This is a genomic window from Cupriavidus sp. C3SS-1 (genome assembly GCF_057073755.1).
This window is the reverse complement of record NZ_CP172700.1, coordinates 1,021,688-1,046,968: the sequence shown is the minus strand read 5'-3', so window position 1 is coordinate 1,046,968 and position 25,281 is coordinate 1,021,688. Positions and strand designations below refer to the sequence as shown.

The 25,281-nt window shown below is 65.1% G+C and carries 22 protein-coding genes; 9 read left to right on the top strand and 13 right to left on the bottom strand.

Features of this window, described 5'->3' with window-relative positions; translation table 11 throughout:
- Positions 1 to 19: 19 nt before the first annotated feature.
- The 3 genes from ACIGJC_RS20800 to ACIGJC_RS20790 are packed head-to-tail and all read right to left on the bottom strand — an operon-like array spanning position 20 to position 3,281.
- The gene (locus ACIGJC_RS20800; protein ID WP_483714490.1) at positions 20 to 1,630 is read right to left on the bottom strand and encodes a DHA2 family efflux MFS transporter permease subunit; all 1,611 of its coding nucleotides are present in this window, start codon (positions 1,628 to 1,630) and stop codon (positions 20 to 22) included.
- Positions 1,630 to 2,736, bottom strand: coding sequence for an HlyD family secretion protein (locus ACIGJC_RS20795; protein WP_483714044.1), 1,107 nt, complete (start codon positions 2,734 to 2,736; stop codon positions 1,630 to 1,632). Before ACIGJC_RS20795 ends, ACIGJC_RS20800 begins: the two co-directional genes overlap by 1 nt.
- A complete protein-coding gene (locus tag ACIGJC_RS20790; RefSeq protein WP_483714043.1) occupies positions 2,733 to 3,281 on the bottom strand; it encodes a winged helix-turn-helix transcriptional regulator in 549 nt (182 codons plus the stop codon). The genes ACIGJC_RS20795 and ACIGJC_RS20790 overlap by 4 nt, the downstream gene beginning before the upstream one ends.
- A gap of 122 nt (positions 3,282 to 3,403) precedes the next feature.
- On the opposite strand from ACIGJC_RS20790, the gene ACIGJC_RS20785 reads away from it, so the two are divergent.
- The gene (locus tag ACIGJC_RS20785; protein WP_483714041.1) at positions 3,404 to 4,879 is read left to right on the top strand and encodes an efflux transporter outer membrane subunit; all 1,476 of its coding nucleotides are present in this window, start codon (positions 3,404 to 3,406) and stop codon (positions 4,877 to 4,879) included.
- Positions 4,880 to 4,906: 27 nt separating this feature from the next.
- On the opposite strand, the gene ACIGJC_RS20780 is transcribed toward ACIGJC_RS20785, so the two are convergent.
- On the bottom strand, positions 4,907 to 5,425 hold the full coding sequence (locus ACIGJC_RS20780) for a winged helix-turn-helix transcriptional regulator (RefSeq protein ID WP_483714040.1): 519 nt from the start codon (positions 5,423 to 5,425) through the stop codon (positions 4,907 to 4,909).
- A 65-nt stretch (positions 5,426 to 5,490) separates the two neighbouring features.
- On the opposite strand from ACIGJC_RS20780, the gene ACIGJC_RS20775 reads away from it, so the two are divergent.
- Positions 5,491 to 5,655 carry a hypothetical protein gene (locus ACIGJC_RS20775; RefSeq protein ID WP_483714039.1) on the top strand — a complete coding sequence of 55 codons (165 nt, stop codon included), beginning with the start codon at positions 5,491 to 5,493 and terminating at the stop codon, positions 5,653 to 5,655.
- Positions 5,656 to 5,732: 77 nt separating this feature from the next.
- Here ACIGJC_RS20775 and ACIGJC_RS20770 read toward each other — a convergent pair whose 3' ends face one another.
- Complete coding sequence (locus ACIGJC_RS20770; protein WP_483714038.1) at positions 5,733 to 6,695, bottom strand: GlxA family transcriptional regulator; 963 nt, start codon at positions 6,693 to 6,695, stop codon at positions 5,733 to 5,735.
- 109 nt (positions 6,696 to 6,804) lie between these two features.
- On the opposite strand from ACIGJC_RS20770, the gene ACIGJC_RS20765 reads away from it, so the two are divergent.
- Positions 6,805 to 7,605: an SDR family NAD(P)-dependent oxidoreductase gene (locus ACIGJC_RS20765; protein WP_483714037.1), complete on the top strand. Its 801-nt coding sequence runs from the start codon at positions 6,805 to 6,807 to the stop codon at positions 7,603 to 7,605.
- Positions 7,606 to 7,679: 74 nt separating this feature from the next.
- Here the strand turns inward: ACIGJC_RS20765 and ACIGJC_RS20760 are convergent, their stop codons facing one another.
- On the bottom strand, positions 7,680 to 9,008 hold the full coding sequence (locus ACIGJC_RS20760) for an MFS transporter (protein ID WP_483714036.1): 1,329 nt from the start codon (positions 9,006 to 9,008) through the stop codon (positions 7,680 to 7,682).
- A gap of 85 nt (positions 9,009 to 9,093) precedes the next feature.
- Positions 9,094 to 10,263 (bottom strand): M20 aminoacylase family protein, encoded by a 1,170-nt coding sequence (locus tag ACIGJC_RS20755; RefSeq protein ID WP_483714035.1) that lies wholly within the window; start codon positions 10,261 to 10,263, stop codon positions 9,094 to 9,096.
- 130 nt (positions 10,264 to 10,393) lie between these two features.
- Between ACIGJC_RS20755 and ACIGJC_RS20750 the strand changes: the two genes are divergently transcribed.
- Positions 10,394 to 11,353, top strand: a complete 960-nt coding sequence (locus ACIGJC_RS20750) for a LysR family transcriptional regulator (protein ID WP_483714034.1) — start codon at positions 10,394 to 10,396, stop codon at positions 11,351 to 11,353.
- An 81-nt stretch (positions 11,354 to 11,434) separates the two neighbouring features.
- Here ACIGJC_RS20750 and ACIGJC_RS20745 read toward each other — a convergent pair whose 3' ends face one another.
- The 5 genes from ACIGJC_RS20745 to ACIGJC_RS20725 all read right to left on the bottom strand — a co-directional run bounded on the left by ACIGJC_RS20745 (position 11,435) and on the right by ACIGJC_RS20725 (position 17,524).
- A complete protein-coding gene (locus tag ACIGJC_RS20745) occupies positions 11,435 to 12,826 on the bottom strand; it encodes an FAD-dependent oxidoreductase (RefSeq protein WP_483714032.1) in 1,392 nt (463 codons plus the stop codon).
- Between the two features lie 30 nt (positions 12,827 to 12,856).
- Positions 12,857 to 13,975 (bottom strand): alanine dehydrogenase, encoded by a 1,119-nt coding sequence (gene ald / locus ACIGJC_RS20740; protein WP_483714031.1) that lies wholly within the window; start codon positions 13,973 to 13,975, stop codon positions 12,857 to 12,859.
- Between the two features lie 53 nt (positions 13,976 to 14,028).
- On the bottom strand, positions 14,029 to 15,471 hold the full coding sequence (phnY, locus tag ACIGJC_RS20735) for a phosphonoacetaldehyde dehydrogenase (RefSeq protein WP_483714030.1): 1,443 nt from the start codon (positions 15,469 to 15,471) through the stop codon (positions 14,029 to 14,031).
- 98 nt (positions 15,472 to 15,569) lie between these two features.
- Positions 15,570 to 16,805: a phosphonoacetate hydrolase gene (gene phnA / locus ACIGJC_RS20730; RefSeq protein WP_483714029.1), complete on the bottom strand. Its 1,236-nt coding sequence runs from the start codon at positions 16,803 to 16,805 to the stop codon at positions 15,570 to 15,572.
- Positions 16,806 to 16,834: 29 nt separating this feature from the next.
- Positions 16,835 to 17,524, bottom strand: coding sequence for a phosphonate utilization associated transcriptional regulator (locus tag ACIGJC_RS20725; protein ID WP_483714028.1), 690 nt, complete (start codon positions 17,522 to 17,524; stop codon positions 16,835 to 16,837).
- 193 nt (positions 17,525 to 17,717) lie between these two features.
- On the opposite strand from ACIGJC_RS20725, the gene ACIGJC_RS20720 reads away from it, so the two are divergent.
- The 4 genes from ACIGJC_RS20720 (at position 17,718) to ACIGJC_RS20705 (ending at position 22,850) form a co-directional block, all read left to right on the top strand.
- A complete protein-coding gene (locus tag ACIGJC_RS20720) occupies positions 17,718 to 18,725 on the top strand; it encodes a putative 2-aminoethylphosphonate ABC transporter substrate-binding protein (RefSeq protein ID WP_483714489.1) in 1,008 nt (335 codons plus the stop codon).
- 71 nt (positions 18,726 to 18,796) lie between these two features.
- The gene (locus ACIGJC_RS20715) at positions 18,797 to 19,927 is read left to right on the top strand and encodes a putative 2-aminoethylphosphonate ABC transporter ATP-binding protein (protein WP_483714027.1); all 1,131 of its coding nucleotides are present in this window, start codon (positions 18,797 to 18,799) and stop codon (positions 19,925 to 19,927) included.
- Positions 19,924 to 21,654, top strand: coding sequence for a putative 2-aminoethylphosphonate ABC transporter permease subunit (locus tag ACIGJC_RS20710; RefSeq protein ID WP_483714026.1), 1,731 nt, complete (start codon positions 19,924 to 19,926; stop codon positions 21,652 to 21,654). The genes ACIGJC_RS20715 and ACIGJC_RS20710 overlap by 4 nt, the downstream gene beginning before the upstream one ends.
- A gap of 68 nt (positions 21,655 to 21,722) precedes the next feature.
- Entirely contained in the window at positions 21,723 to 22,850 is a 1,128-nt protein-coding gene (locus tag ACIGJC_RS20705; RefSeq protein WP_483714025.1) for a 2-aminoethylphosphonate--pyruvate transaminase, read from the top strand.
- Positions 22,851 to 23,049: 199 nt separating this feature from the next.
- Here the strand turns inward: ACIGJC_RS20705 and ACIGJC_RS20700 are convergent, their stop codons facing one another.
- Entirely contained in the window at positions 23,050 to 23,961 is a 912-nt protein-coding gene (locus ACIGJC_RS20700; protein ID WP_483714024.1) for a LysR substrate-binding domain-containing protein, read from the bottom strand.
- A gap of 93 nt (positions 23,962 to 24,054) precedes the next feature.
- On the opposite strand from ACIGJC_RS20700, the gene ACIGJC_RS20695 reads away from it, so the two are divergent.
- Positions 24,055 to 25,281: a CaiB/BaiF CoA transferase family protein gene (locus ACIGJC_RS20695; protein WP_483714023.1), complete on the top strand. Its 1,227-nt coding sequence runs from the start codon at positions 24,055 to 24,057 to the stop codon at positions 25,279 to 25,281.

Genomic DNA, 25,281 nt, shown 5'->3' with positions numbered 1-25,281 from the left:
CTCCTCTTGCCGTGCAAGCTCAGTGCGCATCCGCGGACGGTGCCTTCGGCGGCGCGACTTTGCGCATCAGGGGGACCATCGCGGTGGCAATCACGAAACACGCCATGACGATCAGGAACGCATCGCTGAACGTCTGTGTCTGTGCTTCACGCCAGGCGAGCGCGAAGAGTTGCTTCAGCGCGGCCGTTTGCGCCTCGGCCAGATCGTGGCCGGCCGCGGCCATCTGGCTGGCAGCGCCTTGCAGGAACGCACCCATGGCTTCGTTGCGGATATTCAGGTGCTCCGCCTCGCGCAGGAAATGCAGATTGCCGCGATCGTTGAGCACGGTGGCGCAGGCCGCGATGCCAATGGCGCCGCCAAGGTTGCGCATCAGGTTGAACAGGCCCGATGCGAGCTTGAGCCGTTCGGGCGGCAGGCTTCCCAGTGTCAGCGTGACCGTCGGTGCCACAGCGAACTGCTGTGCCATACCGCGAAGTGCCTGCGGCAACAGCAGTTCGGACCCGCCCCAATCGTGCGTGATCGGCGCAAAAAACCACATCGACAGCGCGAACAAGCCGAGTCCGAACATCATCAGCCAGCGCAGGTCGACGCGATTGGCCAGGAACGCGTAGAACGGGATCGAAGCGACCTGGAACAAGCCCGTCGAAAAGATTGCCAGGCCGATGTCCAATGCGCTGAAGCCACGCACGCGTCCCAGGAACAAGGGGGTCAGGTAGATCGTCGCGAAGATGCCGATGCCGGTGACGAACGAGAAGAAGCAACCCAGTGCGAAATTCCGGTCGCGCAGCGCGCGCAGATCGACGACCGGATTCGCATACGTCAGCGATCGACAGACAAAGGCCACGCCGGACAATCCGGCGATCCACGCGGTGGCGACGATCACATCGTCCCCGAACCAGTCCCAGCGCGGACCCTCTTCCATTGTGTATTCGAGGCAGCCAAGGAACAGCGCCATGAGCGTGATACCCAGATAGTCGGCACCGCGCAGCAGCGACCAGTTCGGGCGATCGACCTTGACCAGCATCGGCACGGCCACCGTGACAAAGATGCCGGGCACCAGGTTGATGAAGAACAGCCAGTGCCATGAGAAGTTGTCGGTAATCCAGCCACCGATGGTCGGGCCGAGCGTCGGCGCGAGCGACGCAAGTGCGCCGATGGTGGCCGCGGCGATCACGCGCTGCGGGCCCGCAAAGAATGCAAAGGCCGTGGTGAATACGAGCGGAATCATGGACCCGCCCAGGAAGCCCTGGGCCGCGCGGAACGCGATCATGCTCTGGATATTCCACGCCACGCCGCAAAGCAGGCTTGTCGCCGTAAAGCCCGCGGCCGATGCGGCAAACAGCCAGCGTGTCGACATCACGCGCGAAAGCCAGCCCGAAAGCGGGATCACGATGATCTCCGCAATCAGATAGCTGGTCTGAACCCAGACCGTCTCGTCGGCACCCGCCGACAGGCCCCCGCCGATATCGCGCAGCGACGCGGAGACGATCTGGATGTCGAGCAGCGCGATGAACATGCCTACGCACATGGTCGCGAACGCGAAGATCTTGGCTGGCGTGGATAGCGCGGCCGGTGATTGCAGCGCCGGTGCCGGCGCGGCGGCCCGCCGCTCGAGGGTGGCCGTATTCATCATTGCACCCGCTTCGAAGGGTGCGTATCGACCTGCGCGATCACCGACAGCCCTGGGCGAATGAGGCCTAGCGTCGCATCCTTCTCGTCGAGCTGGATGCGAACCGGCACGCGCTGGACGATCTTGGTGAAGTTGCCGGTCGCGTTTTCGGCTGGCAGCACGCTGAATTGTGCGCCCGTCGCCGGCGCGAGGCTGCCGACACGGCCATGGAAGACGCGCCCCGGAAGCACATCGGCCTCGATCGTGACGGGCATGCCCTCGCGCATATGCGCGAGCTGCCCTTCCTTGAAGTTCGCATCGACCCACAGTCCGCTGGACGGGACGATGGACAGCAACTGGCTGCCGCTGCCTGCATAGGCGCCGACGCGCGCGCGCCGGTTGCCCACCGTGCCGTCGACCGGCGCGCGCAGCTCGGTGTAGCCAAGGTTCAGCCTGGCGATGTCGCGCTCGGCAACGGCCTGTGCGAGCGCCGCCTTCGCCTGCAGCTTCTGCGTGCCGATGACCTCGAGCTGGCGCTGCGCCGCGAGCAGCGACGCCTGCGCTTTTTCGCTGTTGGCCGCCGCCTGCTTGTAGTCGGCGTCGGCCTTCTGCGAACTCTGGATGGACACCGCCGATTTCTCGACCAGACTCGCATAGCGCAGCTGATCCTGGCGCGCGCGCACGGTATCGGCATTGGCGCCCGAGATACCGGCCCGCGCCTGCCCGATCACGGCCTCCTGCAGCCGCTGCGTGGCATCGAGGTTTTCAAGCAGCGCCTGCTGCGCCGCCACCGCGCCTTCCGCCTTGGCGAGCGCGGCACGGTAGTCGCGATCGTCGATACGCACTAGGACGTCGCCCGCGTGCACGGGCTGGTTGTCGGTCACGGCGACTTCGGCAATATAGCCGGCAACCTTCGCGCCGATCACGGTCACATCGCCGCCGACGTAGGCGTCGTCGGTGCTCTGCACGAAGCGCGCTTCATTCCACCAGTGGTAGCCGTAGCCTGCGCCGGCCATTCCCGCGACCAGCAGCGCGCCGGTCGCGATCAGCCTCTTCGTAGCGGGGCGCGGCTTCGCGGCCGGAACGGGCTGCTCGCCCGCGCGTTCGGTCATGGTGTCGCTCGTCATGGCACTTCCTTTCTGCACTGAGGTTCGAGGGTATTTGGATTCGGGGCGGACGCGGCCGGCGCTTGCGCCACGCGATGCAGTCTCTGCCGCATGCGCTCGCTGGCGGCCGGACCGGGGCCAAGTACATAAGCCGCTTCGGTGATGCGCCTGCCGTTGGCGGCATCGACCAGCACGGGCTCGACGCGTGCGCCGGTCTCGCGGTCCAGCAGTTGCACGCTTTCGCCTTCGGGAGAGAAATGCCGGTTGCCCCACGCCAGCAGTGCCACCAGCACGGGGCGGAAGTCGCGGCCGCGCGGGGTCAGCACGTATTCGAAGCGCAGCGGCCGTTCACAGTAACTGTGCCGTTCCAGCAGTCCCTCATCGACGAGCGAACCGAGCCGCCGCGCGAGCATGTTGGGCGCGATGCCGAGGCTCTTCTCGAAATCGTCGAAGCGCGCCGTGCCATAGAACGCCTCGCGCAGGATCAGGACGCTCCACGCGTCACCGATGCGCGCAACAGTCCGGGCGATGGGGCATGGCGCCTTGTCCAGTGGCCTTCTCTGCATGATTGTCATCCCTTTCAATTCGGGGTTGCTATCAAGTTGAAAGTTAGTCTAGAGTGGTGACTATCATGTTGCAAGTTAATTTTTCAACATGCATGACAGATCACGAACGAGAGGTGTATGACATGACGCAAGGGCAACCCTTCCCTCCAGCACGGCGCTTCGGGCGCAGCCTCGCGGCGGTCACTGCCGCAGCCATGGCCGCCAGCCTGGCTGCGTGCGCGGTCGGCCCGGACTACCGCGCCCCTGAGGCGAAGCTGCCGGCGACCTACGCGCATGCAGCGGCTCTGCAGGCCGGCGGATCCAGCGAAACGGCGCCCGCGGCGCCCGCCCTCGACAGCTGGTGGAAGGGCTTCGACGACCCCGCGCTGACCCGGATCATCGAGCGCGCGCTTGGGCAGAATCTCGACCTGGCCGCCTCCATCGCCCGTGTCGACCAGGCGCGCGCGGCCGCCGACTATGCGGGCGCATCATTACTGCCGGAGGGGTCGTTGTCGGGCAGCGTCGCGCGGCAGCGGCAGTCGCTCGAAAGCCCGCTCGGCAAGATCGCCAGCAAGTCTCCCGGCTTCGAGCGCAACAACACGCTGTACAACGTGGGCGCGGGAGCCAGCTGGGAGATCGACATCGCCGGCGGGCTGCGGCGGGGTGCCGAAGCAGCGAACGCGCAAGCGCAGGCAGCGCAGGCCGAGCACTTGGGCGTGCGCGTGCTGGTGGCGGCAGAAGCCGCCGATTCGTACTTCCGCGTGCGCGGCGCGCAGCAGCGCATCGCCATCGCGCAGCAGCAGGTGCAGACCAATGCGCGGCTGCTGGATCTGGTGAATCTGCGCCTGGCCGACGGTATCGGCGCCGAGCGCGAGCGCGCGCAGGCCGAAGCCCGGCTCGCGCAGACCCGCGTCACCATTCCGCCGTTGCAAATTGAACTCGACACGCAACTCAACCGCCTCGACGTGCTGATGGGTGCGGCGCCGGGCACCTATGCTGCCGAACTGGCCGCACCGGGCATGCGCACGGAGGTGCCGCAGATTCCGCTTGCGCAGGGCCCCACCCAGCTACTCGAACGCCGCCCGGACGTCATCGCCGCCGAACGCCGGCTCGCGGCGTCCAGTGCGCGCATCGGCGTGGCCACGGCCGAGTATTACCCCAAGCTGTCGCTGTCGGCGCTGCTCGGCTTCGAAAGCCTGTCCGCGGGCAAGATGTTCACGGCGGCGACGTTCCAGCCGGCGGCCATGGCCGGCCTGCGCTGGCGCCTGTTCGACTTTGGCCGTGTCGATGCCGAAGTCGCGCAGGCACGCGGCGCGACCGCGGAGGCACTCGCCGCCTATCGCCAATCGATGCTGCGCGCGACGGAGGACGTGGAGAACGCCATCGTCACGCTGACCCAGCTGCAATGGCAAAGCAAGGACCTCGCAGTCGAAGTCAATGCACAGACCCGCGCGCGCGGCGCGGCCGAAGAAGCCTACAAGGGCGGCGCGGTCAGCCTGTTCGAAGTGCTCGAGGAAGACCGCCAGCTGCTGTCCGCGCGCGACCAGCAGGCCCGCGTGGGCACCGACAATGCGCGGGCCGCGGTGGCGGCGTTCCGCGCGCTCGGTGGCGGGTGGTAAGAGACGGCAGGGAATACGCGCGCCGCGTCAGTCGGCGTCGTCCTGGCCGGTTGCGGACAGATAGGCGGCAGCATCTGCCAAGCGCCGGCGCACACCCTCACCCGCGGCCGGCCCGGGCGCCAGTGCATAGCGCGCAAAATCCACCGGCGCGCCGCTCGCGGCATCGACCAGCACGGGCTCGATGACGTCGCCTGTCGCCTTGTCCACAAGTTGCACGCTCGCGCCCTCGGGTGCGAAGTGTTTATTGCCCCAGGCCATCATCGACAGCATGACCGGCAGGAAATCGCGGCCGCAGCCGGTCAGCACGTACTCGTAGCGCGGAGGACGCTCCGAATACTGGCGCCGCTCCAGCAAACCTTCCTCCACTAGCCCGTTCAGGCGGCGCGTCAGCATATTGGGCGCGATGTCGAGGTTCTTCTGGAACGTGTCGAAACGGGTCGCGCCGTAGAACGCCTCGCGCAGAATCAGGATGCTCCACCACTCTCCGACCCGCTCGAGGCTGCGTGCGATGGGACATTGCATGTCCCTGAAGGTCTTTCTTTGCATGGTGTGGCTCGTAGGATGCCAGGTAGCTGCTGAATCGCTTCCATCCTACTGCCGCAACTTTAATCATGCAAGTTACAGACCGCGCAGGCATGTGCCGGCACTTGCAGGCAGTCTCCATGGGCGGAGCCGAGATCGTCTGGTCCGAACAGAAACTGACGCCGCTGCTGGCGTCCACCATGATCCGGGACCCGGAGGGGAACCTGATCAATATCTTCGGCAAGCCAGCCTAGCAGGGCGGCGGACGCGGAGCCGGCATGCCCTGGCTTCGTGCCAAGGGGAACTGGCTGCCGGCAGGCATTCCAGGGAGTTAAGCTTCAGCCAGCTCGGCGCCGCTTCTCGCTTCCCGCCTCACCGCTTGCGGCGGCACCCCGAATCCTCGCACAAACGCTTCGCGCAGATGCCGACGGTCGCGAAAGCCCGTCTCGCGCGCCACCACCTCGAGCGGATGCCGGCTCTGCTCGATCATCAGCCGCGCCGCCTCCAGGCGCAGTCCCTCCACCGCCTTGGCCGGTGACTGCCCGGTTTCCTGCATGAACGCCCGGCTAAATTGACGCGGGCTCAGGTTTGCGGACTGCGCCAATGCATCGACGGTCAGCGGCTCGCTCAGATGCTGGCGCGCGTAGTTCAAGGCATGCTGTATGCGGTCGGACTTCGGCGCAAGGTCGAGCATTTCGGAATGCTGCGACTGCCCGCCAGAGCGCCGCTGGTGCATGACAAGCTTGTGCGCGACCGAACGCGCTATGGCCGCACCGAGATCGCGCTCGACCATCGCGAGGGCGAGATCGAATGCCGCCGTCATGCCTGCCGATGTCCAGACCTGGCCGTCAACGATAAAGATGCGGTCTTCCTCGACCTCGACGTCCGGGTGCCGCTGGCGCATCGCGCGGGCGAACGCCCAGTGAGTCGTCGCCCGCCGTCCGGCCAGCAAGCCTGCCTCGGCGAGCACGAAGCCTCCGGTACAGAGTCCGGCGATGCGCCGGGCGCGGGGCGCTGTATCGCGCAGGAACTCGAGTTCTTCCTGCGCCGGGCGAGAGACGACCGGATCCGTCACGCCCAGCACCATCCAGGTGTCGACGATCTCTCGCGGGTCGGGCCGCCGCGTGCCGACGGTCATGCCGAGCGAGGATGTCATCACACCGCCGGAGGCCGAGAAATTCTCCACGCAGTAAAAGGGTTCGCCGCCCGTCGCATTGGCAAATTCGAACACCGCCTGGGTGCCGAGCGCCATGATCTGGAAGCCATCCGCCAGCAGGTAGCCGATGCGATGCATGTTTCTTTCTCCGAAAAGCGCACGTCCCAAATACGCACTATATACGTCATTTACGCCATGCGCAGGGATACCTACGATTCAGTCTCCGAACCACACCAGGAGTCATGACATGAACCGAACCACCCACGCCGGCACTGCCCTCGTTACCGGCGCCTCCTCCGGCATTGGCGCCATCTACGCCGACCGCCTGGCCCGCCGAGGCTATGACCTGATCCTTGTTGCGCGCAACCGCGACCGCCTGGCCGCTCTCGCCGACCGCCTTACCACCGAAACGCGTCGCAACGTCGAAGTGATCGGCGCAGACCTGAACGACCGCGCCGAGCTGTCCCAGGTCGAGGCCCGCCTGAGGGAAGACGAAAGCATTGCGCTGCTGGTCAACAACGCCGGCGTCGGCACACACACCCCGCTGCTGGACAGTGATGTCGACCGGATGACCCGACTGATCGAGTTGAACGTCACGGCGCTTACCAGACTGACCTATGCCGCCGCGCCATCTTTCGTCGCGCGCGGCAAGGGCGCGATCATCAACATCGCGTCGGTCGTCGCCATCGCTCCCGAGATCCTGAATGGCGTGTACGGAGCCAGCAAGGCATTTGTGCTGGCGCTGAGCCAGTCGCTGCACCACGAACTGCATGACAAGGGGGTACGCGTACAGGCGGTGCTGCCGGGTGCAACCGCCACGGAGTTCTGGGCCACAGGCGGACGGCCCGTGGAAAATCTGGACCCGGACATCGTGATGTCAGCCGCGGCCCTGGTCGACGCGGCGCTGGTTGGGTACGACCGCGGCGAACTCGTCACGATCCCATCCTTGCATGACGTGGCCAAATGGGACGCTTATGCGGCAGCACGCGTGTCGATGATGGGTGAACTGTCGACCAGCGTGCCGGCCGCGCGCTACCGTGGCGCTTGAAAAGCCGGACGCGCAGAGTCCGCAAATTGTATGCATGACAACATTCATGTCTTGCGGACTCGCCCGACGATCTGTCAATCCAGTGGCTTGCCCGCCTTCTCCGGCACCATCACCAGCCCGCACAGCGATAGCACGCCACAGCCAATCACATACAGCGCCGGCGCGCTGGCATTGCCAGTCAGCTCGATCAGCCAGGTAGCGATCAGCTGGGCGAAGCCGCCGAACACCAGCACGCCAATGCAATAGACGACCGACAGGCCACTGGCGCGGATGCGGCGGGGGAACAGTTCGGTGATGAGCACCACGGTAGGCACCACGTTCAGCACCAGCGGCAAAGCCAGCACGGCGACCACGGCAAGCAGCGTGCCAAGAGATGGCCTGGCGTTGAGCAGCAGGAAGGCGGGATAGACCAGCACCAGCATGGCCAGGCGGGACCACAGGATGGCGGGCTTGCGTCCGATGCGGTCGGACAGCCTGCCGGCGTACGAGGACAATGCCACCTGCACCAGGGCTGCGACACAGCCTGCGCTCATGCTGAGCCCGAGCGGGATCTTCAGCACAGTCGCCGCGTAGCTGGTCATGTAGTGCAGCACGATATAGGTAGCGGAGGTGCCGCCAATCGTCAGCAGAACGCCAGCTACCACCACGCGGCCATGCCCGCGGAAGACCTCGGCCAGGCCGGCGCGTTCGTGGCTCGTCGCCGTTGCGGCGGCGGGTGATTCGGCGGTTTCGTCCAGGTGGCGGCGGATATAGAGGCCGAGCGGAATGACCAGGATGCCGATTGCGAACGGCACGCGCCACCCCCAGCTTTGCAGCGCGTCAGGCGACAGGCCGTTAGTCAGCGACAGCCCCACCACTGCACCGAGCAGCACGCTGACGCCCTGGCTGAACAACTGCCAGCTGCCGTAGTAGCCGCGTGAATGGTCGTCGGCGTACTCCATCAGCAGTGCTGTGGACGCGCCGACCTCGCCGCCCAGTGCAAAGCCCTGCAGCAGCCGCGCCAATAGGATCAGCATCGGCGCGGCCAGCCCGGCCTGTGCATAGGTCGGCGAGACCACGAACAGCAGCGAGCCCAGCCCCATCAGCCAGAGCGTCAACGTCATGGCCGGCTTGCGTCCGGCCCGGTCGGCGTAGAGCCCGATCATCAGGCCGCCGAGCGGGCGGGCAACGAAACCCACGCCAAACGTCGCCAGCGAAAGCATCAGCTGGCCGAAGCTGCCGCTGACGGGGAAGAAAAGCTTGCCGATCAGCACCGCGAAGAAGCTGTAGACGGTGAAATCGTAGAACTCAAGGCCGTTGCCGATGGTGATGGCGGCAATGACGCGACGGCGCGGTACGGCGTGGCCGGCCGCAGGCGCGGCGCAAGCGCCCTCCAGCGGCTGCGCAGGCAGGGAAGTGGGCATTCGGTGTCTCCGTGGGTGAGGCGGCGCCGGCCTTGAGGGCCGGTCATTGTCGATGGTGATTGGGGTGCGGCTCAGCGGATGCGGCTCAGCGCAGGTAGCGCTCGACCAGCTTGACCCAATAGGTGGCGGCAAGCGGCAGGCATGCGTCGTTGAAGTCGTAGCCCGGGTTGTGGACCATGCAGCCGCCCTCCCCGTCACCGTTGCCGACGATCAGGTAGCAGCCAGGACACGCCTCCAGCATGAAAGAGAAGTCTTCGCTGCCGGTCAGCGGCACCATGTCGCCGATCAGGCCGCTCTCGCCCAGCCACTCGCGGGCAACCTCGCGCGCCAGTTCCGTGGTGGCGGGGTCGTTGACCAGCACCGGATAGCGGCGGTCGTAATGCACCTCGGCACTGGCACCAAAGCTGTCCGCCTGGGCATGCGCCAGCGCGGTGATGCGCGCCTGCAGCAGGTCGCGCACTTCGGCCTTCAGCGCGCGCACCGACAGCCGCAGCTCGGCACTCTCGGGAATGACGTTGGACGCCTTGCCGGCTTCGATCGCGCCGACGGTTACGATGGCCATGTCCAGCGGGTTGACGTTGCGCGACACCACCGACTGCAACGCCATCACCATCGACGCGCAGGCCACCACCGGATCGACCGCCCGATGCGGAACCGCACCGTGGCCACCGCGCCCCGTCACGCGGATCGTGACGGTGTCGGAGGACGCCATGAATGCGCCGGGCAAGAAGCCGAACTTGCCGGTCGGGTGTCCGGGCATGTTGTGCAGCGCGAACACGGCATCGCACGGGAACAGCCGGAACAGTCCGTCCTTGATCATCTCGCGCGCGCCGCCCATGCCTTCCTCGGCCGGCTGGAAGATCACGCGCAGCGTGCCCTGGAAGGACTTGTGCCCGGCCAGGTAGCGCGCCGCGGCCAGCAGCGTGGCAGTGTGGCCGTCATGGCCGCAGGCGTGCATCTTGCCGTCGATCTTGCTGGCATACGGCAGGCCCGTGGTCTCACGGATCGGCAGCGCATCCATATCGGCGCGCAGGCCGACGGCGGGGCCGTCGCCGTGGCGCAGCGTGCCGACCACGCCGGTGCCGCCCAGGCCGCGATGTACGGCATAACCCCAAGCCTGCAGGCACTCGGCCACCAGGTCGCTGGTGGCGAATTCCTCGAAGCCCAGCTCGGGGTGGGCATGGATGCGGTGGCGCAGGTCCACCATCTCGGCTTCGATGGCGCGGATGCCGGGCAGGACGGGATCTGGATGCATGGGGTCTCCGGGGATGTTCTTGGCGGGGAATTGCGAGATTGCGTGCCGCGATCTTAGGCATCGCCCGCCCGGGCCGATAGCCGCAAAGCTGTTATCCTGACAACCGCCGGTTGTCACCCAAAAGTCCATCATGTCGATGAAACTGCATCAGATCCAGGCGCTGGTCGCCGTTGCCGATGCCGGCAGCATCCGTGCCGCCGCACGGCTGGCCGGACTGTCGCAGGCAGCGGTTACCAAGGCGCTGCGCGAACTGGAAAGCGAAGCCCGGCTGCCCTTGCTCTCGCGCACTGCGAGTGGCGTGGCGCTGACCGCGGCGGGACAGCGGATGCTGGGCCATGCCCGTCTGGTGGTGGGCCAGCTCGCACGCGCCAGTGAAGAACTGGCCACGCTGCGTGGCGAAGGCGTGGGGCGGCTGTGCATCAGCGTCACGCCGTGGATCATGCTGACGTTCCTACCGCGGGTGCTGCTGCGTTTTCGCGAACGCATGCCGGGCGTGCAGGTGGAGATCTTCGAGGGCCTGACCGCGGTGGCCTTGCCGCGCTTGCGCGAAGGCACGCTGGACTTTGCCGTGGGGCCGTTCACGGCCGCGATGTCCACGCAAGAATTCGAGTGCGAGCCGCTGCTTGCATACACCTCGTGCGTGATCGCCCGGCGCGGCCATCCGTGCGCGCAGGCACGCGCGCTGCACGAACTGCTGGCGCAGGATTGGGTCGTCAACTACACCGCAGCCAGCTACGAGCCCTTCATGCGCAACCTCTTCTGGCAGCATGATGCACAGATCGACCCGTGCCGGCTGCATTGCGCGCACTCCACCGCGTTGCTGCTGGAACTGGTCCGCAATGCCGGCATGATCAGCTATTGCCCGCGGCCACTACTGCTGTCCGAGCCGATGCGCGGCTGGGTCCACGCCTTCGCCCTGGCCGAGCAATTCGAAACCAGCCGGCTCGGCATCATCACGCGCCACAACGCGGTGCGCAGTCCCGCGGCGCAGTGCTTCACCGACTGCCTGCTGCAGGAGATCCGGCGCCGTGCGCGCTCGGCGGCGCAGAAGGACAGCGAGCTGTTCGACGAGCTGGAGGTCTTGTACTGAGCGTCGGGCGTTCGGGCTCTCACGATTCATGCGTACCCAGTGTCATGTACGCGTCGGTCCGTGGCGGCTATCCGCTTGCGCTCAGGCCGCCTTATCGGCCTTGCCGGCGGCTTGGGCGAAGCGGGCCAGGAACTTGTCGAACAAGAACGGTTCCGTGTGACGGTCTTCGGCGCTTTCCTTGCGGCGAATCGCGTTGCGAACCAGCAGTGACCCAAGGTAACGCACCGGTTCGGGAGGAAACTGGCCAAGGGGGCCCCTGGCAAGGCCGGAACGCGTCCAGGCATTGTCCTCGCCCAGCGCCAGCGACGACAACAGTTGGCCACCCATATAGCTTGGCGCCACGCCATTGCCGGAATAGCCGAAACCGTAGGAAATTGCCCGGTTTCCGTTCAGGTAACCGAAGAAAGGGAATCCGGTTGCAGACCGGTCCGAGGGGCCGTTCCAGCTGGCAATCACCGGCACATCGCTCAGGGCCGGGAAAAACGCGCGCAGACTGTGCGTGAGCATGGTCTCGTAGGGGGATGCCTGATTAAAGACCGGCACGATGCGCCCCCGGTAGGAAAAGGTGTTACCCCCCTTGCCAAGCATGAGGCGCCCGTCGCGGGTGGTGCGGTAGTAATAGACGAACGTGCGCGAGTCCAGCACCGAGGTGCCATGATCCAGGCCGATGCCGGCAAGCAGGTCGGGACAGCGATCGGTCATGATCATGTCGCTCGACACAATGGCCACTGAACGCTCGAACTGGGGGAACACAGTTGGCATCCAGGCATTGAGCGCCAGCACAACGTGGCCGGCATCAACGCGTCCACTCGGCGTCACGACCGCGGGACGCGCGCCATCTTCGATGGAGATCATCGGCGAGCGCTCGTGGATCTCGATGCCCTGGCTCAGCGCCACGCGACGCAGGCCACGAACCAGCTTTCCCGGATGCACCGTGGCCGCCAGCGGCGAAAAGAAGCCGGAGCGGTTGCGGGCCGAGCCCGTTCGCGTAGCAACCTCGACCGTGCTCAGGCGCCGCCAGCTATTCAGCCCCCAGTCCTCCAGCGCCTGCACTACCGGATCGAGCAAACCCTCCTGCGCGGGGTTGGTGGCGGTATAGATGGTGCCATCCATGCGCAACTCGGCGTCGATACCATGAGCGCGGCAAAACTCGGCGATGGCGGGGATCGCATCCTCGGACGCCCGGATCAGCCGCCTTGCTTCCGTTTCCCCGAACAGCCGGGCCAGCGTAAAGAGCTTGGTTGACCAGGTCAGCATGCAACCGCCGTTCCGTCCGCTCGCGCCTGCACCACAGATGTCTGCTTCGAGAACCGTAATCTTCAGGGACGGCCGCTTTTGCCTGAGTTGCAGCGCAGTCCACAGGCCGGTGAATCCGCCGCCAACGATGCAAATGTCGGCCTGCCTGGTTCCGCGCAATGCAGGGGCGAGATCCGTATCGCCGAGAAGGGCTTGTTCCAGCCAGAATGGGCGCATGGATGGCTCCGAAGTTGTTTGCGGTTCAGCTCAATGCATCAGCAATTGCCCGGCATCGTGGCACTCATAGCCGAGAGCGTGCGCGACTTCCTTGCACGTCACCTTGCCGAACGCCACGTTCAGGCCATTGGCGAGGTGCGGATTGTCGGCCAATGCCGCCTTCCAGCCTTTGTCGGCGATCTGCAGCGCAAAGGGCAACGTGGCGTTGTTGAGCGCGTAGGTCGAGGTACGCGGCACCGCCCCCGGCATATTGGCGACGCAATAGTGCAACACGTGGCCAACCAGGTAGGTGGGATCGGCGTGCGTCGTGGCCTTGGCGGTCTCGCAGCAGCCGCCCTGATCGATTGCCACATCCACGATAACCGAACCCGGCTTCATCGCGTCCACCATGCCGGCCGTGACCAGCCTGGGTGCGGCCGCGCCCGGAATCAGCACGCCGCCGATGACGAGATCGGCTGACAGCACGTGGCGCTCGACATTGTCCTGGTTGGAGTAGACCGTCGTCACACGGGCGCCCAGCAGGCGGTCCATGCGCCGCAGCACATCGATATTGCGGTCGATCACCACCACGTGGGCGCCGGTTCCCACTGCAATCTGCGCCGCATTGCTGCCCACCACGCCCCCGCCGAGAATCACGATCCGGGCGGGCTCCACGCCCGCCACGCCGCCCAGCAGAACACCCATGCCGCCGCGCGCCTTTTCCAGGCAGTGCGCCCCGGCCTGCACCGACATGCGGCCGGCAACCTCCGACATCGGCGCCAGCAGCGGCAGGCCACCGCCGGCCTGCGTGACAGTCTCATAGGCAATGCACACTGCACCGCTGCGGACCAGGTCGGCGCACTGGTCCGGATCCGGTGCCAGATGCAGGTAGGTATAGAGGATCTGTCCGTCCCGGAGCATGGCGCGCTCGGCGGCCTGCGGCTCCTTGACCTTGACGATCATTTCCGCCGTGGCAAAGACTTCCGCCGCCGTATCGACGATCGTGGCACCGGCCTTGCGGTAGTCGGCATCGCTCGCGCCGATGCCTGCGCCAGCCGTGGTTTGTACCAGCACGTGGTGGCCATGTGCCGTCATCTCCCGCACGGAAGATGGCGTCAGGCCGACGCGATACTCATGGTTCTTGATTTCCTTCGGTACTCCGATCCTCATTGCTGTCTCCTGCTCGTGTGTATGCAATTCCGGTACGGTGGCGCTGCCCGCCCCTACCAGGGCAGCGAATAGGTCTTGGTATTGCAGAAGCTCTTCATCGCTTCGAGCACGCCTTCCTTGTAGCCCAGCCCGGAATCCTTGATGCCGCCGAACGGCGTCATCTCCAGCCGATAGCCCGGGACTTCGCGGACGTTGACCGTCCCCACATGCAGTTCGCGGATAAAGCGGGTGATGTAATCGAGCCGGTTGGTGCAGACCGATGACGACAGCCCATAGGCCGTGCCGTTGGAAATCCGGATGGCGTCGTCGATATCCTTGAAACGGATCACCGGGGAGACAGGGCCAAAGGTCTCGTGCCTGACCACGGTCATTTCCGGGTCCACGTGGTCGAGCACCGTAGGCGCGTAAAGTGCGCCGTCGCGCTTGTGGCCGGCCAGCAAGCGCGCGCCGCCGGCAATGGCTGCATTTACCACCGACTCGAACTGGATGGCTGCTGCCTCGTCGATCACCGTGCCCATGTCCATGGCGGGATCCAGCGGGTCGCCATACTTCACTTCCTGCGTCCTGGCCACGAGCAACTCGACAAAGCGGTCGGCCACGGATTCCTGCACCAGCATCCGTTTCACCGCCGTGCAGCGCTGGCCGGAATTCTTGTACGACCCGCCCGCAGCGAGCGTGGCGGCTTCCTCCAGATCGGCGTCCTCCATCACGATAATCGGATCGTTGCCGCCCAGCTCAAGCACCTGGCGCTTGTAGGCGGCCTTGCCAGCAATGTACTTGCCGATCGACACGCCGCCGGTGAAGGTGACAAGATCCACGTACTGGCTGGTCAGCAGTTCGTCGGCGATCTCGCGGGGGTCGCCGGTGACGACCGACAGCATCTGCGGCGGCAGGCCGGCCTCATAGAGGATATCGGCCAGCGCGAACGCGGCCAGCGGCGTCTTCTCGCTCGGCTTGAGGACCATGCGGTTATTGGTAGCCACCGCCGGCGCGACTTTATGAATGACCTGGTTGAGAGGGTGATTGAATGGCGTGATGGCCGAGATGGCGCCCAGCAGCGGTTCCTTGAGCGTATAGACCTTGCGGCTCTTGCCATGGGGCGTGAGATCGCACGAAAAGACCTGTCCGTCGTCAACCAGCGCCTGGTTGGCCGCGAACAGCAGCACGTCCGAAGCGCGGCCGACCTCGTAGAGCGTGTCCTTGAGCGACAGACCCGATTCCAGCGTGATCAGGGTCGCGATCTCTTCCTTGCGCTGCGCGATGATTTCGCCGGCGCGCATCAGGATGCGATAGCGCTCGTAGCGGGTCAGGGTCGAGCGGTACTGGTGGGCGATGCGCAGGGCCCGGCGCACGTCTTCAAGGTTGGCCTTCGGCACCGTGGCAATCACTTCCCCGGTGTAAGGATAGGTCACCTCGATCACGCGATCGCGATAGACCTTTTCGCCGGCAATGCGCAGCGCTTCATGGCGGATGCCGGGGGTGGCAGGCATGTTCATCTTTGTCTCCTTTTGATCTCGGTCGGCAGGCTTGATGTCCCCCGCCACTGCGCGAAGAGCGGGTCGGGACAGCAGGCAGGCATGCTGGGAAGGCGCCGTCAGGCGGCGTAATTCAACGCGAGGTCGAGAGCGTCGAAGTTGCGCAGGCGGCGGGCCGGCTTCAGTCCGACCATCACACGGTTGCACAGCAGCGGCACGACTTGCTCCGACATCCCGCCATGGGAGCGCAGCGGCGCATCCAGGCCGGACAGGTCGTGCCGGGACTTCGATGTGCCGATCACCACGTTCCGTCGCGAGACCGCGACGATGTCGCCGATGCGGTCGGGCGGCAGCCCGAAGCGCTCGGCGGCCTCCTGGCGTGTGAGCACGCTGTCCATGCCCTCGATGTCCGCGATCCGCGGAATCCAGCGCGCGGCGCTCTCGGCGTCCGGCGCATAGATGGTGGCGAACGAGCCCAATGCGCCGTGGTGGACCACATAGGGGTCGGTAATGGGCAGGATCACGCGCGCCGCGCCCTCCCCGTACCAGCCGTCAAGCTGGTCCTGCAGGTAGATGACGTTGGGCTCGCCGGTCGCGCCGTGCTTGTCGTTCATGCCGTGGTCGGCGGTCAGCACGATGGTGGCGCCCAGCGCGTCGAGCTGGCTCAGGTAGCCGTCCATCATCTGGTAGAACGCGTTGGCGGCCTTGCTGCCCGGGGCCGCCTTGTGCTGAACGTAGTCCGTGGTGGACAGATACATCAGGTCAGGCCGCTCGCGCTCCATGAGTTTGACGCCGGCGGCAAAGACGAATTCGGACAGCTCGGCACTGTAGACCGACGGTACTGGCATGCCCACCATTTCCACGACACCGGTGATGCCGTTTTCCTCCTGCGTGACCTGGTCGGCCTTCTCCGACGAAAAGCAAATGCCGCGCATGCCATGGCCGAGCAGCTTGCGCAGCTTGTCCTTGGCGGTGACCACTGCCACTTTCGCCCCGGCGTTCGCAAAGGCCGCCAGCACAGTGCCGGCGCGCAGGTACTTCGGATCGTTCATCATCACTTCGGCGCCCAGTTCGCGATCGAAGAAGTAATTGCCGCAGATGCCGTGGACCGACGGCAGTGCACCAGTGACGATGGACAGGTTGTTGGGGTTGGTGAATGAGGGAATCACGCAGTCGCCCAGCAGGCTCGTCCCGTGCTGCATGACGGACTGCAGGAAAGGCGCTACGCCTGCTTCGGTGGCGGCGTGGAGGTATTCCGGCGCGCAGCCGTCCACGCATACCACGACCACCGGGCGGTTCATCCAGCGGTAAGTCCTGCCATTGACTTCAATGCTTTCTGCCTTCGTCGTTCCCATTTCCAATCCCCTTGATGATGAGCCTCAGCTCATGGTTCCTTGTTACTGCCCGGATGCACCTTGCGGTGCGCCTTGAGCATGCGTACACGGCTGGCGGCCACGTGCGCGCGCAATGCGGCACCGGCGCGCCGGGCATCGCCCGAAACGATGGCGTCCATGATCGTGCGGTGTTCGTCGGCGGACACATCGAGCCCGCCGCCCTGGGTCAGCGCCTGCATGCGAAACAGGTGCAGTTCCTTGACCAGGCGGCGGTAGGTCTCGGTCAGCTTGTTGCTGCCCGCGTGTTCCAGCAGAAGTTCATGGAACCGCAGGTTCAGCGACGCGTACTCGGCCGCTTCCTTCTTGTTGGCGACCTCCTCCATGGCGCCCACCAGCTGCTTCAGTTCGCTCACCAGCGTGGCGTTGATGCGCTGCGCCACACGCTTGCCGATGATTTCCTCCAGGGCCTCGCGCAGTTCGTAGATTTCATCGGCCTCCTCGACCGAAATCTCGCGCACGAAGACCCCGCGGTTTTTCTCGTTGCGGACCAGCCCGGCTTCCTCCAGCGCCCGCAGCGCTTCGCGAATCGGACCCCGGCTCGTGCCATAGCGGGCAGCGATGTCGCTCTCGTTGATGCGCGTGCCCGGCGGCAATTCGCCGGTCATGATCAGGCGTTCGATCTCCTCCTGCACCAGCATTGGCAGCGAGCTTGAACGCAACAATTGGATGGCGTCGGTCATTCCCATGGCTCCATTAAAGTTTGCACATTGTAAATTGTCAACAGTTTTCAATCTTACGTTGACAGTCATCATCCTACGTTCTACATTGGTTTCATCTTACCGTAGGGCGTGTTACGGCACACTGCGGAAGGCAACAGGGCAGACACAGATCTGGCTAACAGGAAGGAGACAGAGCATGAAGATTTCCCTCGCCATGGCGCTTTGCGCCTCCGCGCTGGTAGTTCGCGCGGGCAGCGCCTGCGCGCAGCAAAAGACCACGCTCACGGTCTATACCGCGCTGGAAACGGACGCGATGAAGCTCTACAAGGACGGTTTCGAGAAAGCCAACCCGGATATCGAAGTGCGCTGGGTACGCGATTCCACCGGAATCGTGACCGCCCGCCTGCTGGCCGAAAAGGCCAATCCGCAGGCTGACGTGGTTGCCGGACTGGCCGCCAGCAGCCTCGTGCTGCTGTCACAGGAAGGCATGCTGCAGGGCTACGAGCCCAAGGGCTTCCAGCAGCTGACCCCGAACTATTCCGATACCGCCCGGCCGCCGCAGTGGGTCGGCATGGACGTCTGGGCGGCCACGATCTGCTTCAACCGCGCAGAGGCGCAGAAGCTGGGCTTGCCCAAGCCGGAAAGCTGGAAGGACCTGGCCAAGCCGGTCTATAAGGGCCGCATCACGATGCCGCATCCGGCTTCCAGCGGCACCGGATACCTCGATGTGGCGGCCTGGCTGCAGATGTGGGGAGAAGCCGATGGCTGGAAGTACATGGACGGCCTGCACGAGAATATCGCCCAGTATGTGCATTCCGGTTCGAAGCCGTGCAAGCAGGCGGCTACGGGCGAATTCCCGATTGGCATCTCGTTCGAATTCCGGGGTCACCAGGTGCGCAAGTCCGGGGCCCCGGTCGACCTGATCTTCCCGACCGAGGGCCTGGGCTGGGACATCGAAGCCACCAGCATCATGAAGACAACCAGGAAGCTGCCGGAGGCAAAGCGCTTCGCCGACTGGATGGCCAGTCGAGACGCAAACCAGATCAGCGCCAACTGGTGGGCCGTAGTGGCCTACCCCGGCGTAGCCAAGCCATTGGACGGCATTCCTCCGAACTATGAGAGCCGCTTCGCCCGCAACGACTTCCAATGGGCGGCAAAGAATCGTTCGCGCATCCTGGCCGAGTGGAGCAAGCGCTACGACAGCAAGGCGGAAGCCAAGTAAGCCTCGTCCGCGGGCGCCTGGCGCGCCCCTTTTTCCACCACCGTAGTCATCACCACATTGTGGGGACACACATGGAAATGACCAGCGCCAAGTTCGTCGCCACGCGCGCCGGCCGCGTGCCCGCCCTCGAGATCCTGGGCGTGCGCAAGGAATTCGAAACATTCACCGCCCTGCGGCATATCGACCTGACCGTCTACCAGGGCGAGATGCTGTGCTTCCTCGGGCCGTCGGGGTGCGGCAAGACCACGCTGCTGCGCATCATCGCCGGGCTGGAGACGCAGACCGCCGGCACTATCCTCCAGCTCGGGCGCGACATTTCCTCCCTGCCTCCCGCCCGGCGCGACTATGGCATCGTGTTCCAGTCGTATGCCCTGTTCCCCAACCTGACGATTGCCGATAACGTGGCCTACGGTCTCGCTAACCGTCGCACCAATCGGACCGAGATTGCGCAGCGGGTGCAGGAACTGCTCGACCTGGTAGGCCTGCCGGCCTCCGGCCGCAAGTATCCCAGCCAGCTTTCCGGCGGCCAGCAGCAGCGCGTCGCGCTGGCCCGGGCGCTGGCAACCCGCCCCGGACTGCTGCTGCTCGACGAACCGCTGTCGGCGCTCGATGCCCTCGAACGCGTGCGCCTGCGCGGCGAGATCCGGCGCCTGCAGCAACAGGTGGGCGTGACCACCATCATGGTCACGCACGACCAGGAAGAGGCACTGTCCATGGCCGACCGGATCGTGGTCATGAACCACGGGGTCATCGAGCAGGTCGGCACACCGCTGGAGGTCTACGAACGCCCGGCCACGCCCTTTGTGGCGGACTTTGTCGGACGCGTGAACGTGCTGGCCGGCACTGCGCTGGGTGACCGGCGCTATCGCGTGGGCACGCTGGAGCTGACTTGCGAGGGCTGCAGCCGCGAGTTCGAGCCAGGCACGGCAATCAACCTCTACCTTCGCCCCGAGGACCGCCATATCGGCCAGTTCGGAGTCGACACACCGAACCAGCTGACCGTCAATATCGAAAAGGTCGAGTTCCTGGGCGACACCTGCATGGCCGAGGTGAGCTGCGAGCAGTTGGCGGGACAGCCGCTCTGCCTTCAGTTCACACTTGACCAGTTCCACGACCACGGCATCCGGGCCGGCCAGCCCCTGCGCATCGCGCTGCGCGCGAGCCGCATCCAGGCCTTCGCCGCGAGCGGAGCAAAACGATGAAAGAGATCGCGCTTCCTCAGACGCCCGAACCCACCCAGGCGGGCCGGCTGGCACGGTGGAACTGGGACGAAATCATCGCCCGTGCGGTGCTGGCCTGCGTGCTGCTGGCGCTGCTCTTCTTCCTGCTGGCACCGATGTGCGCCATCCTGGCCAATGCCGTATTCGATCGTGACGGCCATTTTGTCGGGCTCGCCCACTTCGCTGCCTACATCAGGACACCGTCGCTGATGCAGTCGGCACGCAACTCGGTGGTGTTGGCAGCCAGCGTGGTCGGCATCTCGGTGCCCCTGGCTTTCATCTTCGCCTATGCCCTGACACGCAGCACCCTGCCAGCGCCGCTGAAGGCGGTCTTCCGGCTGGTGGCACTGATCCCGCTGCTGGCGCCGTCGCTGCTTTCCGCCATCTCGTTCGTGCAGTGGTTCGGCAACCAGGGCGTGCTCAAGCCGCTGCTTGGCGGGGCATCGATCTACGGTGCGCGGGGCATCATCATCGCGGAGGTCTACAACACCTTTCCCCATGCGCTCATGATTCTGGTCACGGCGCTGTCGCTGGCGGACGGACGCCTCTACGAAGCTGCCAGCGCCCTCGGTGCCAGTACCCGGCGCAAGTTCTTTACCGTGACCCTGCCCTCCTGCAAGTACGGCCTGATCAGCGCGGCGACGGTGACCTTCACCTACGTCATCTCCGACTTCGGCGCACCCAAGGTGATCGGCGGCGACTTCAACGTGCTTTCCATCGACGTCTTCAAGCAGGTGATCGGCCAGCAGAATTTTTCGATGGGTGCCGTGGTGGGTGTGCTGCTGCTGGTGCCATCGGTGCTCTCTTTCATGATCGATACCGTGGTGCGCCGCAAGCTGCGCGCCCAGCTTACCGCGCGCTCGGTGCCCTACGTGCCCAAACCCAACGCCTGGGCCGACGCACTGCTGGGCAGTTACTGCACGCTGGTTTGCGCACTGTTGCTGGCAGTGGTGGGCATGGCCGTCTATACCTCGCTGATCAAGCTGTGGCCCTACGACCTGACGCTCAGCCTCCAGAACTACCGCATCGTGCTGTTCGAGAGCGACATGGCAGGCGCCTACAAGAACAGCCTGGTGCTTGCCACCGCTACGGCGCTGACCGGCTCGCTCATTGTCTTCACCGGCGCCTACCTGATCGAGAAGACCCGCAATCTCGGGCTGATGCGGCCGGTCATGCATTTCCTGGCGGTGCTGTCGATGGCCGTGCCGGGACTGGTGCTTGGCCTGGGCTATGTGATCTTCTTCAACCACCCCGCGAACCCCCTCAACTTCCTCTACAACACGATGGCCCTGGTGATGCAGTCGACCATCATTCACTACTACACATCCAGCCACCTGACAGCCATTACCGCGCTCAAGCAGATCGATGATGAATTCGAAGCGGTATCGGCTTCGCTCAAGGTCCCGCAATGGCGCACCTTCCTGCGTGTCACGCTGCCGGTATGCCTGCCGGCGGTGCTCGATATCGCCCGGTATTACTTCGTGGTGTCGATGGCCACGCTGTCCTGCGTGATCTTCCTCTACACGCCTGAAACCATCCTTGCCTCCGTTGCCATCATGCATATGGACGATGCCGGCGACATCGGTCCCGCAGCAGCCCTTGCCAGCCTGATCGTGCTGACCTCCACCGCTATCTGCCTGATCTATGCCCTGTGCACCCGCGTGCTGCTGCGACGCACGCAGGGCTGGCGCGAGCTGGCCCGCCACTGAGCGCTCCCATCCGACCTACCAGTATGCCCACAGACCGACCGCCTGAAACCCAACGTCAGGAGACACCCGTGACCGCTTCGACCTGCCCTATTCTGCTCACTCCCGGCCCCCTCACCACCTCGGACCGTACCCGCGCTGCCATGCTGCGTGACTGGGGCTCGTGGGACTCTGACTTCAACGCCATTACCGCCCGCATTCGCCAGCGGGTGCTGGCCATCGTCCACGGCGACGGCACGCACGAATGCGTACCCATGCAAGGTAGCGGAACGTTTTCCGTGGAGGCCGCCATCGGCACGCTGGTGCCGCGCGACGGCCATGTGCTCGTGCCCGTGAATGGCGCCTACTGCCTGCGCATCGCCAGGATATGCAAGACGCTTGGCCGGCGCCTGTCCACCATCGAGTATGCCGAGGACCGCCCCATGCGGGCCGCGGACATCGACCGCCTGCTGGCCGCGGACCGCTCCATCACCCACGTCGCGGTCGTGCACTGCGAGACCGGCACCGGCGTGCTCAACCCGCTCGATGAAATCGCCCAGGTCGTGGCAAAGCACGGGCGCGGATTGATCGTCGATGCGATGAGCTCGTTCGGCGCGATCGATATCGACGCGCGCACCACCCCGTTTGACGCCGTCATTGCCGCCTCCGGTAAATGCCTGGAGGGGGTGCCGGGCATGGGCTTCGTCATCGCCCGCCGCAGCGCGCTGGAATGCTGCGAAGGCAACAGCCACTCCCTGTCGCTCGACCTCTATGATCAGTGGAAATACATGGAAAGAACCACGCAGTGGCGCTTCACGCCGCCAACGCACGTGGTCGCGGCGCTTGACCAGGCGCTCCAGCAATATGTCGAAGAAGGCGGGCTCCCGGCGCGCGGCGCGCGTTACGCCCGCAACTGCCAGTTGCTGGTGGACGGCATGGAGGCGCTTGGCCTGAAGCCCTATCTGGAGCGCGAGGTGCAGTCACCGATCATCGTCACATTCCATGCGCCGAGCGACCCCCGCTACGACTTCAAGACCTTCTATGAGGCCGTCAAGCAGCGCGGCTACATCCTGTATCCGGGCAAGCTGACCGAGATCGAAACCTTCCGCGTAGGGTGCATCGGCCATTTCGGAGACGCCGGCATCCCCGGTGCGGTGAAGGCCATCGCCGAAGTCCTGGCCGGGATGGGCATCGAGATCGGGCCGACCGTTGCCGCGTGACGGTTGAGCCGGGACGATTCGAAAGATCTTCGTGCCATGACATGGCAGAGCGCCGCCGGGGATTGTCCCCGGCAGCGTCTCCGATGCCTTACGACCAAGCTTGGGGGTGCCAAGCGCTCTGGCATGGCCAACGCCACCCTGTTTTGCGGCAGGCTCGTACAGGCCGCAGAAACGCATTCCTGCAGTCCGGCTCCCCATCTCACGCGTCGTTCATTTCCGGCCTGAAGACCTTGCGCACGATAGCAGCAAAGGGCTCGGCCAGTACGGTGCGAAAGCTCTTCTCGGCCGGATATGCGATCGCCACGGCCTGGGTGGCCACCGCCTCTCGTAGCGGACGGCAGACCAGCCGACGGCCATCCTGAGTGCGATCATGAGTGGGCCGCGTGGTCAGCAGGGAAACTCCAAGACCGTTGGCGACCAGCGACCGTACCAACTCAAGAGACGACGCCTCGTACGCAATCACCGGCGTCACACCGGCATCGCGGAACAGCGACAGAAAGTACTCCCGACTGTGCGGCAGATTGATGAGGACCAATGGTTCGCGGCCCAAAACCGAGAGCGTGAGGCGTGAGTTGGCCGCAAGGCGGTGGCGCCATGGCAGCAAGGCATAAGGCCTGAGGTTCACGACGGGCTCCAGCGTGACACCTGCGCGCGCAAGACCCAGGTCATACAGCAGGGCGACATCGATAGCGCCCCGCTCCAGCATGCGCGTAAGTTCTTCCGAGTCCCCTTCGTGCAGCTGTACTTCGATACGTGGATGCGCCAGCCGCAGCTGCGACAGGATGCCGGGCAACCAGCGTGGCGCCAGCGTGCTCAGGCATCCCACGCGCAGCAAGCCAGCCATATCGATGGCCCGCGGCCCCTCAAGTGCCATCGCCTGCATCAGCAGCGCGTGGGCCTCACGATGTCGGATAGCACCGGCAGCCGTTAGCGCCAGTCCCCGCGCATGCAGGCGGACGAAAAGCGACTCTCCCCACAAGGCTTCCAGCTCGGCAATTGCCTTGGAGACGGAAGGCTGCGAAACATTGAGCGATTCGGCCGCGCGGGCTGCGCCGCCGTATCGCGCCGCCGCGACGAAGTACTCAAGCTGCCTCAGGCTCAGATGGATCATTTTTTAGAATGCAGCGGATCATAAAAGAATATTTTTATTTTATTCAGAATTGCCCGAGCATGAGTGAAACATTGCCACCTGCGAGGAGCCATTTTGACCACCACACCCGCTTCACGGCCGCTTGACGGACTGCGTATCCTTGACTTCACCCGGGTCCTGGCCGGGCCGATAGCCACGGCCCTGCTGGCCGATCTGGGCGCTGAAGTCATCAAGATCGAACCGCCACAAGGGGACGACTATCGCACGATCGGCCCGATGAAAAACGGGGAGAGCGCGCTCTTCACGGTCATGAACCGCGGCAAGAAGAGCCTGGTGCTGGATCTGAAGACCTCCCAGGCCATACAGGTTGTCCGGGATCTGGCCGCTCGCGCCGATGTGGTCATCGAGAACTTTCGCCCCGGCGTTGCGGATCGGCTTGGGATCGGACCCGCTGTGCTGCGCGGCATCAACCCGGCGCTCGTCTACGTGAGCATCTCCGGTTTCGGCCATACCGGCCCCTTTGCCCATCGGCCTGCCTACGACATCGTGGTGCAGGCCATGAGCGGACTGATGGAGGCAACCGGTGACCCCGAAGGGCCGCCGACCCTTGTCGGGGAAGCCGTTTCGGACGTGGTCGCGGGCCTGTTTGCCTCCTGGAGCATGCTCGCAGCCTTGCTACAGGCGCGGCGTACCGGCGAGGGACAACACGTCGACGTGGCCATGTTCGACACGACGCTTTCATTTCTGGCCACGTCGGTCGCCCGGTATCTGTTCACCGGCCGCCCCGCTCGACGTGTCGGGAATCGCCACCCGCTGTCAGCCCCGTTCGGCGTGTATGGTGCCGCTGACGGCCATTTCGCGCTGGCGGTGCTCAACGAAAAGCTCTTCCTGACGCTGGCCCAGACGATGGGACAACCCGGCCTGACTCAGGATCCAAGGTTCGCCAGCGACGAATCGCGCTCGGCGCACGAAGCCGAGTTGCGCGAAATCATCGAGACATGGGCGACTGGATTGGGCACCGACGAGGTAATTCGGCGACTCGAACAAGCAGGCGTGCCCGCCGCGCCGATCTGGAATATCGAGCAGGCGCTGGAGTCTTCGCAGGCGCTCGCCCGCGGCCTGCTTACGCCTGTAGCGCATGACGCATTGCCCGGGCTTCGACTGCCAACACAGCCAGTGCGATTCAGCGGCGCCGCGCCCAATCGCGCGGAACGCGCCCCCCGGCTGGGAGAACACACCCAGGACGTCCTGGCTTCACTGGGCTTTGATGCCGCTCGGCTCGATCAACTGCAGGCGTCGGGCGCATTCGGGCCACTGAATTCCACTGCAAAGGAAATTTGA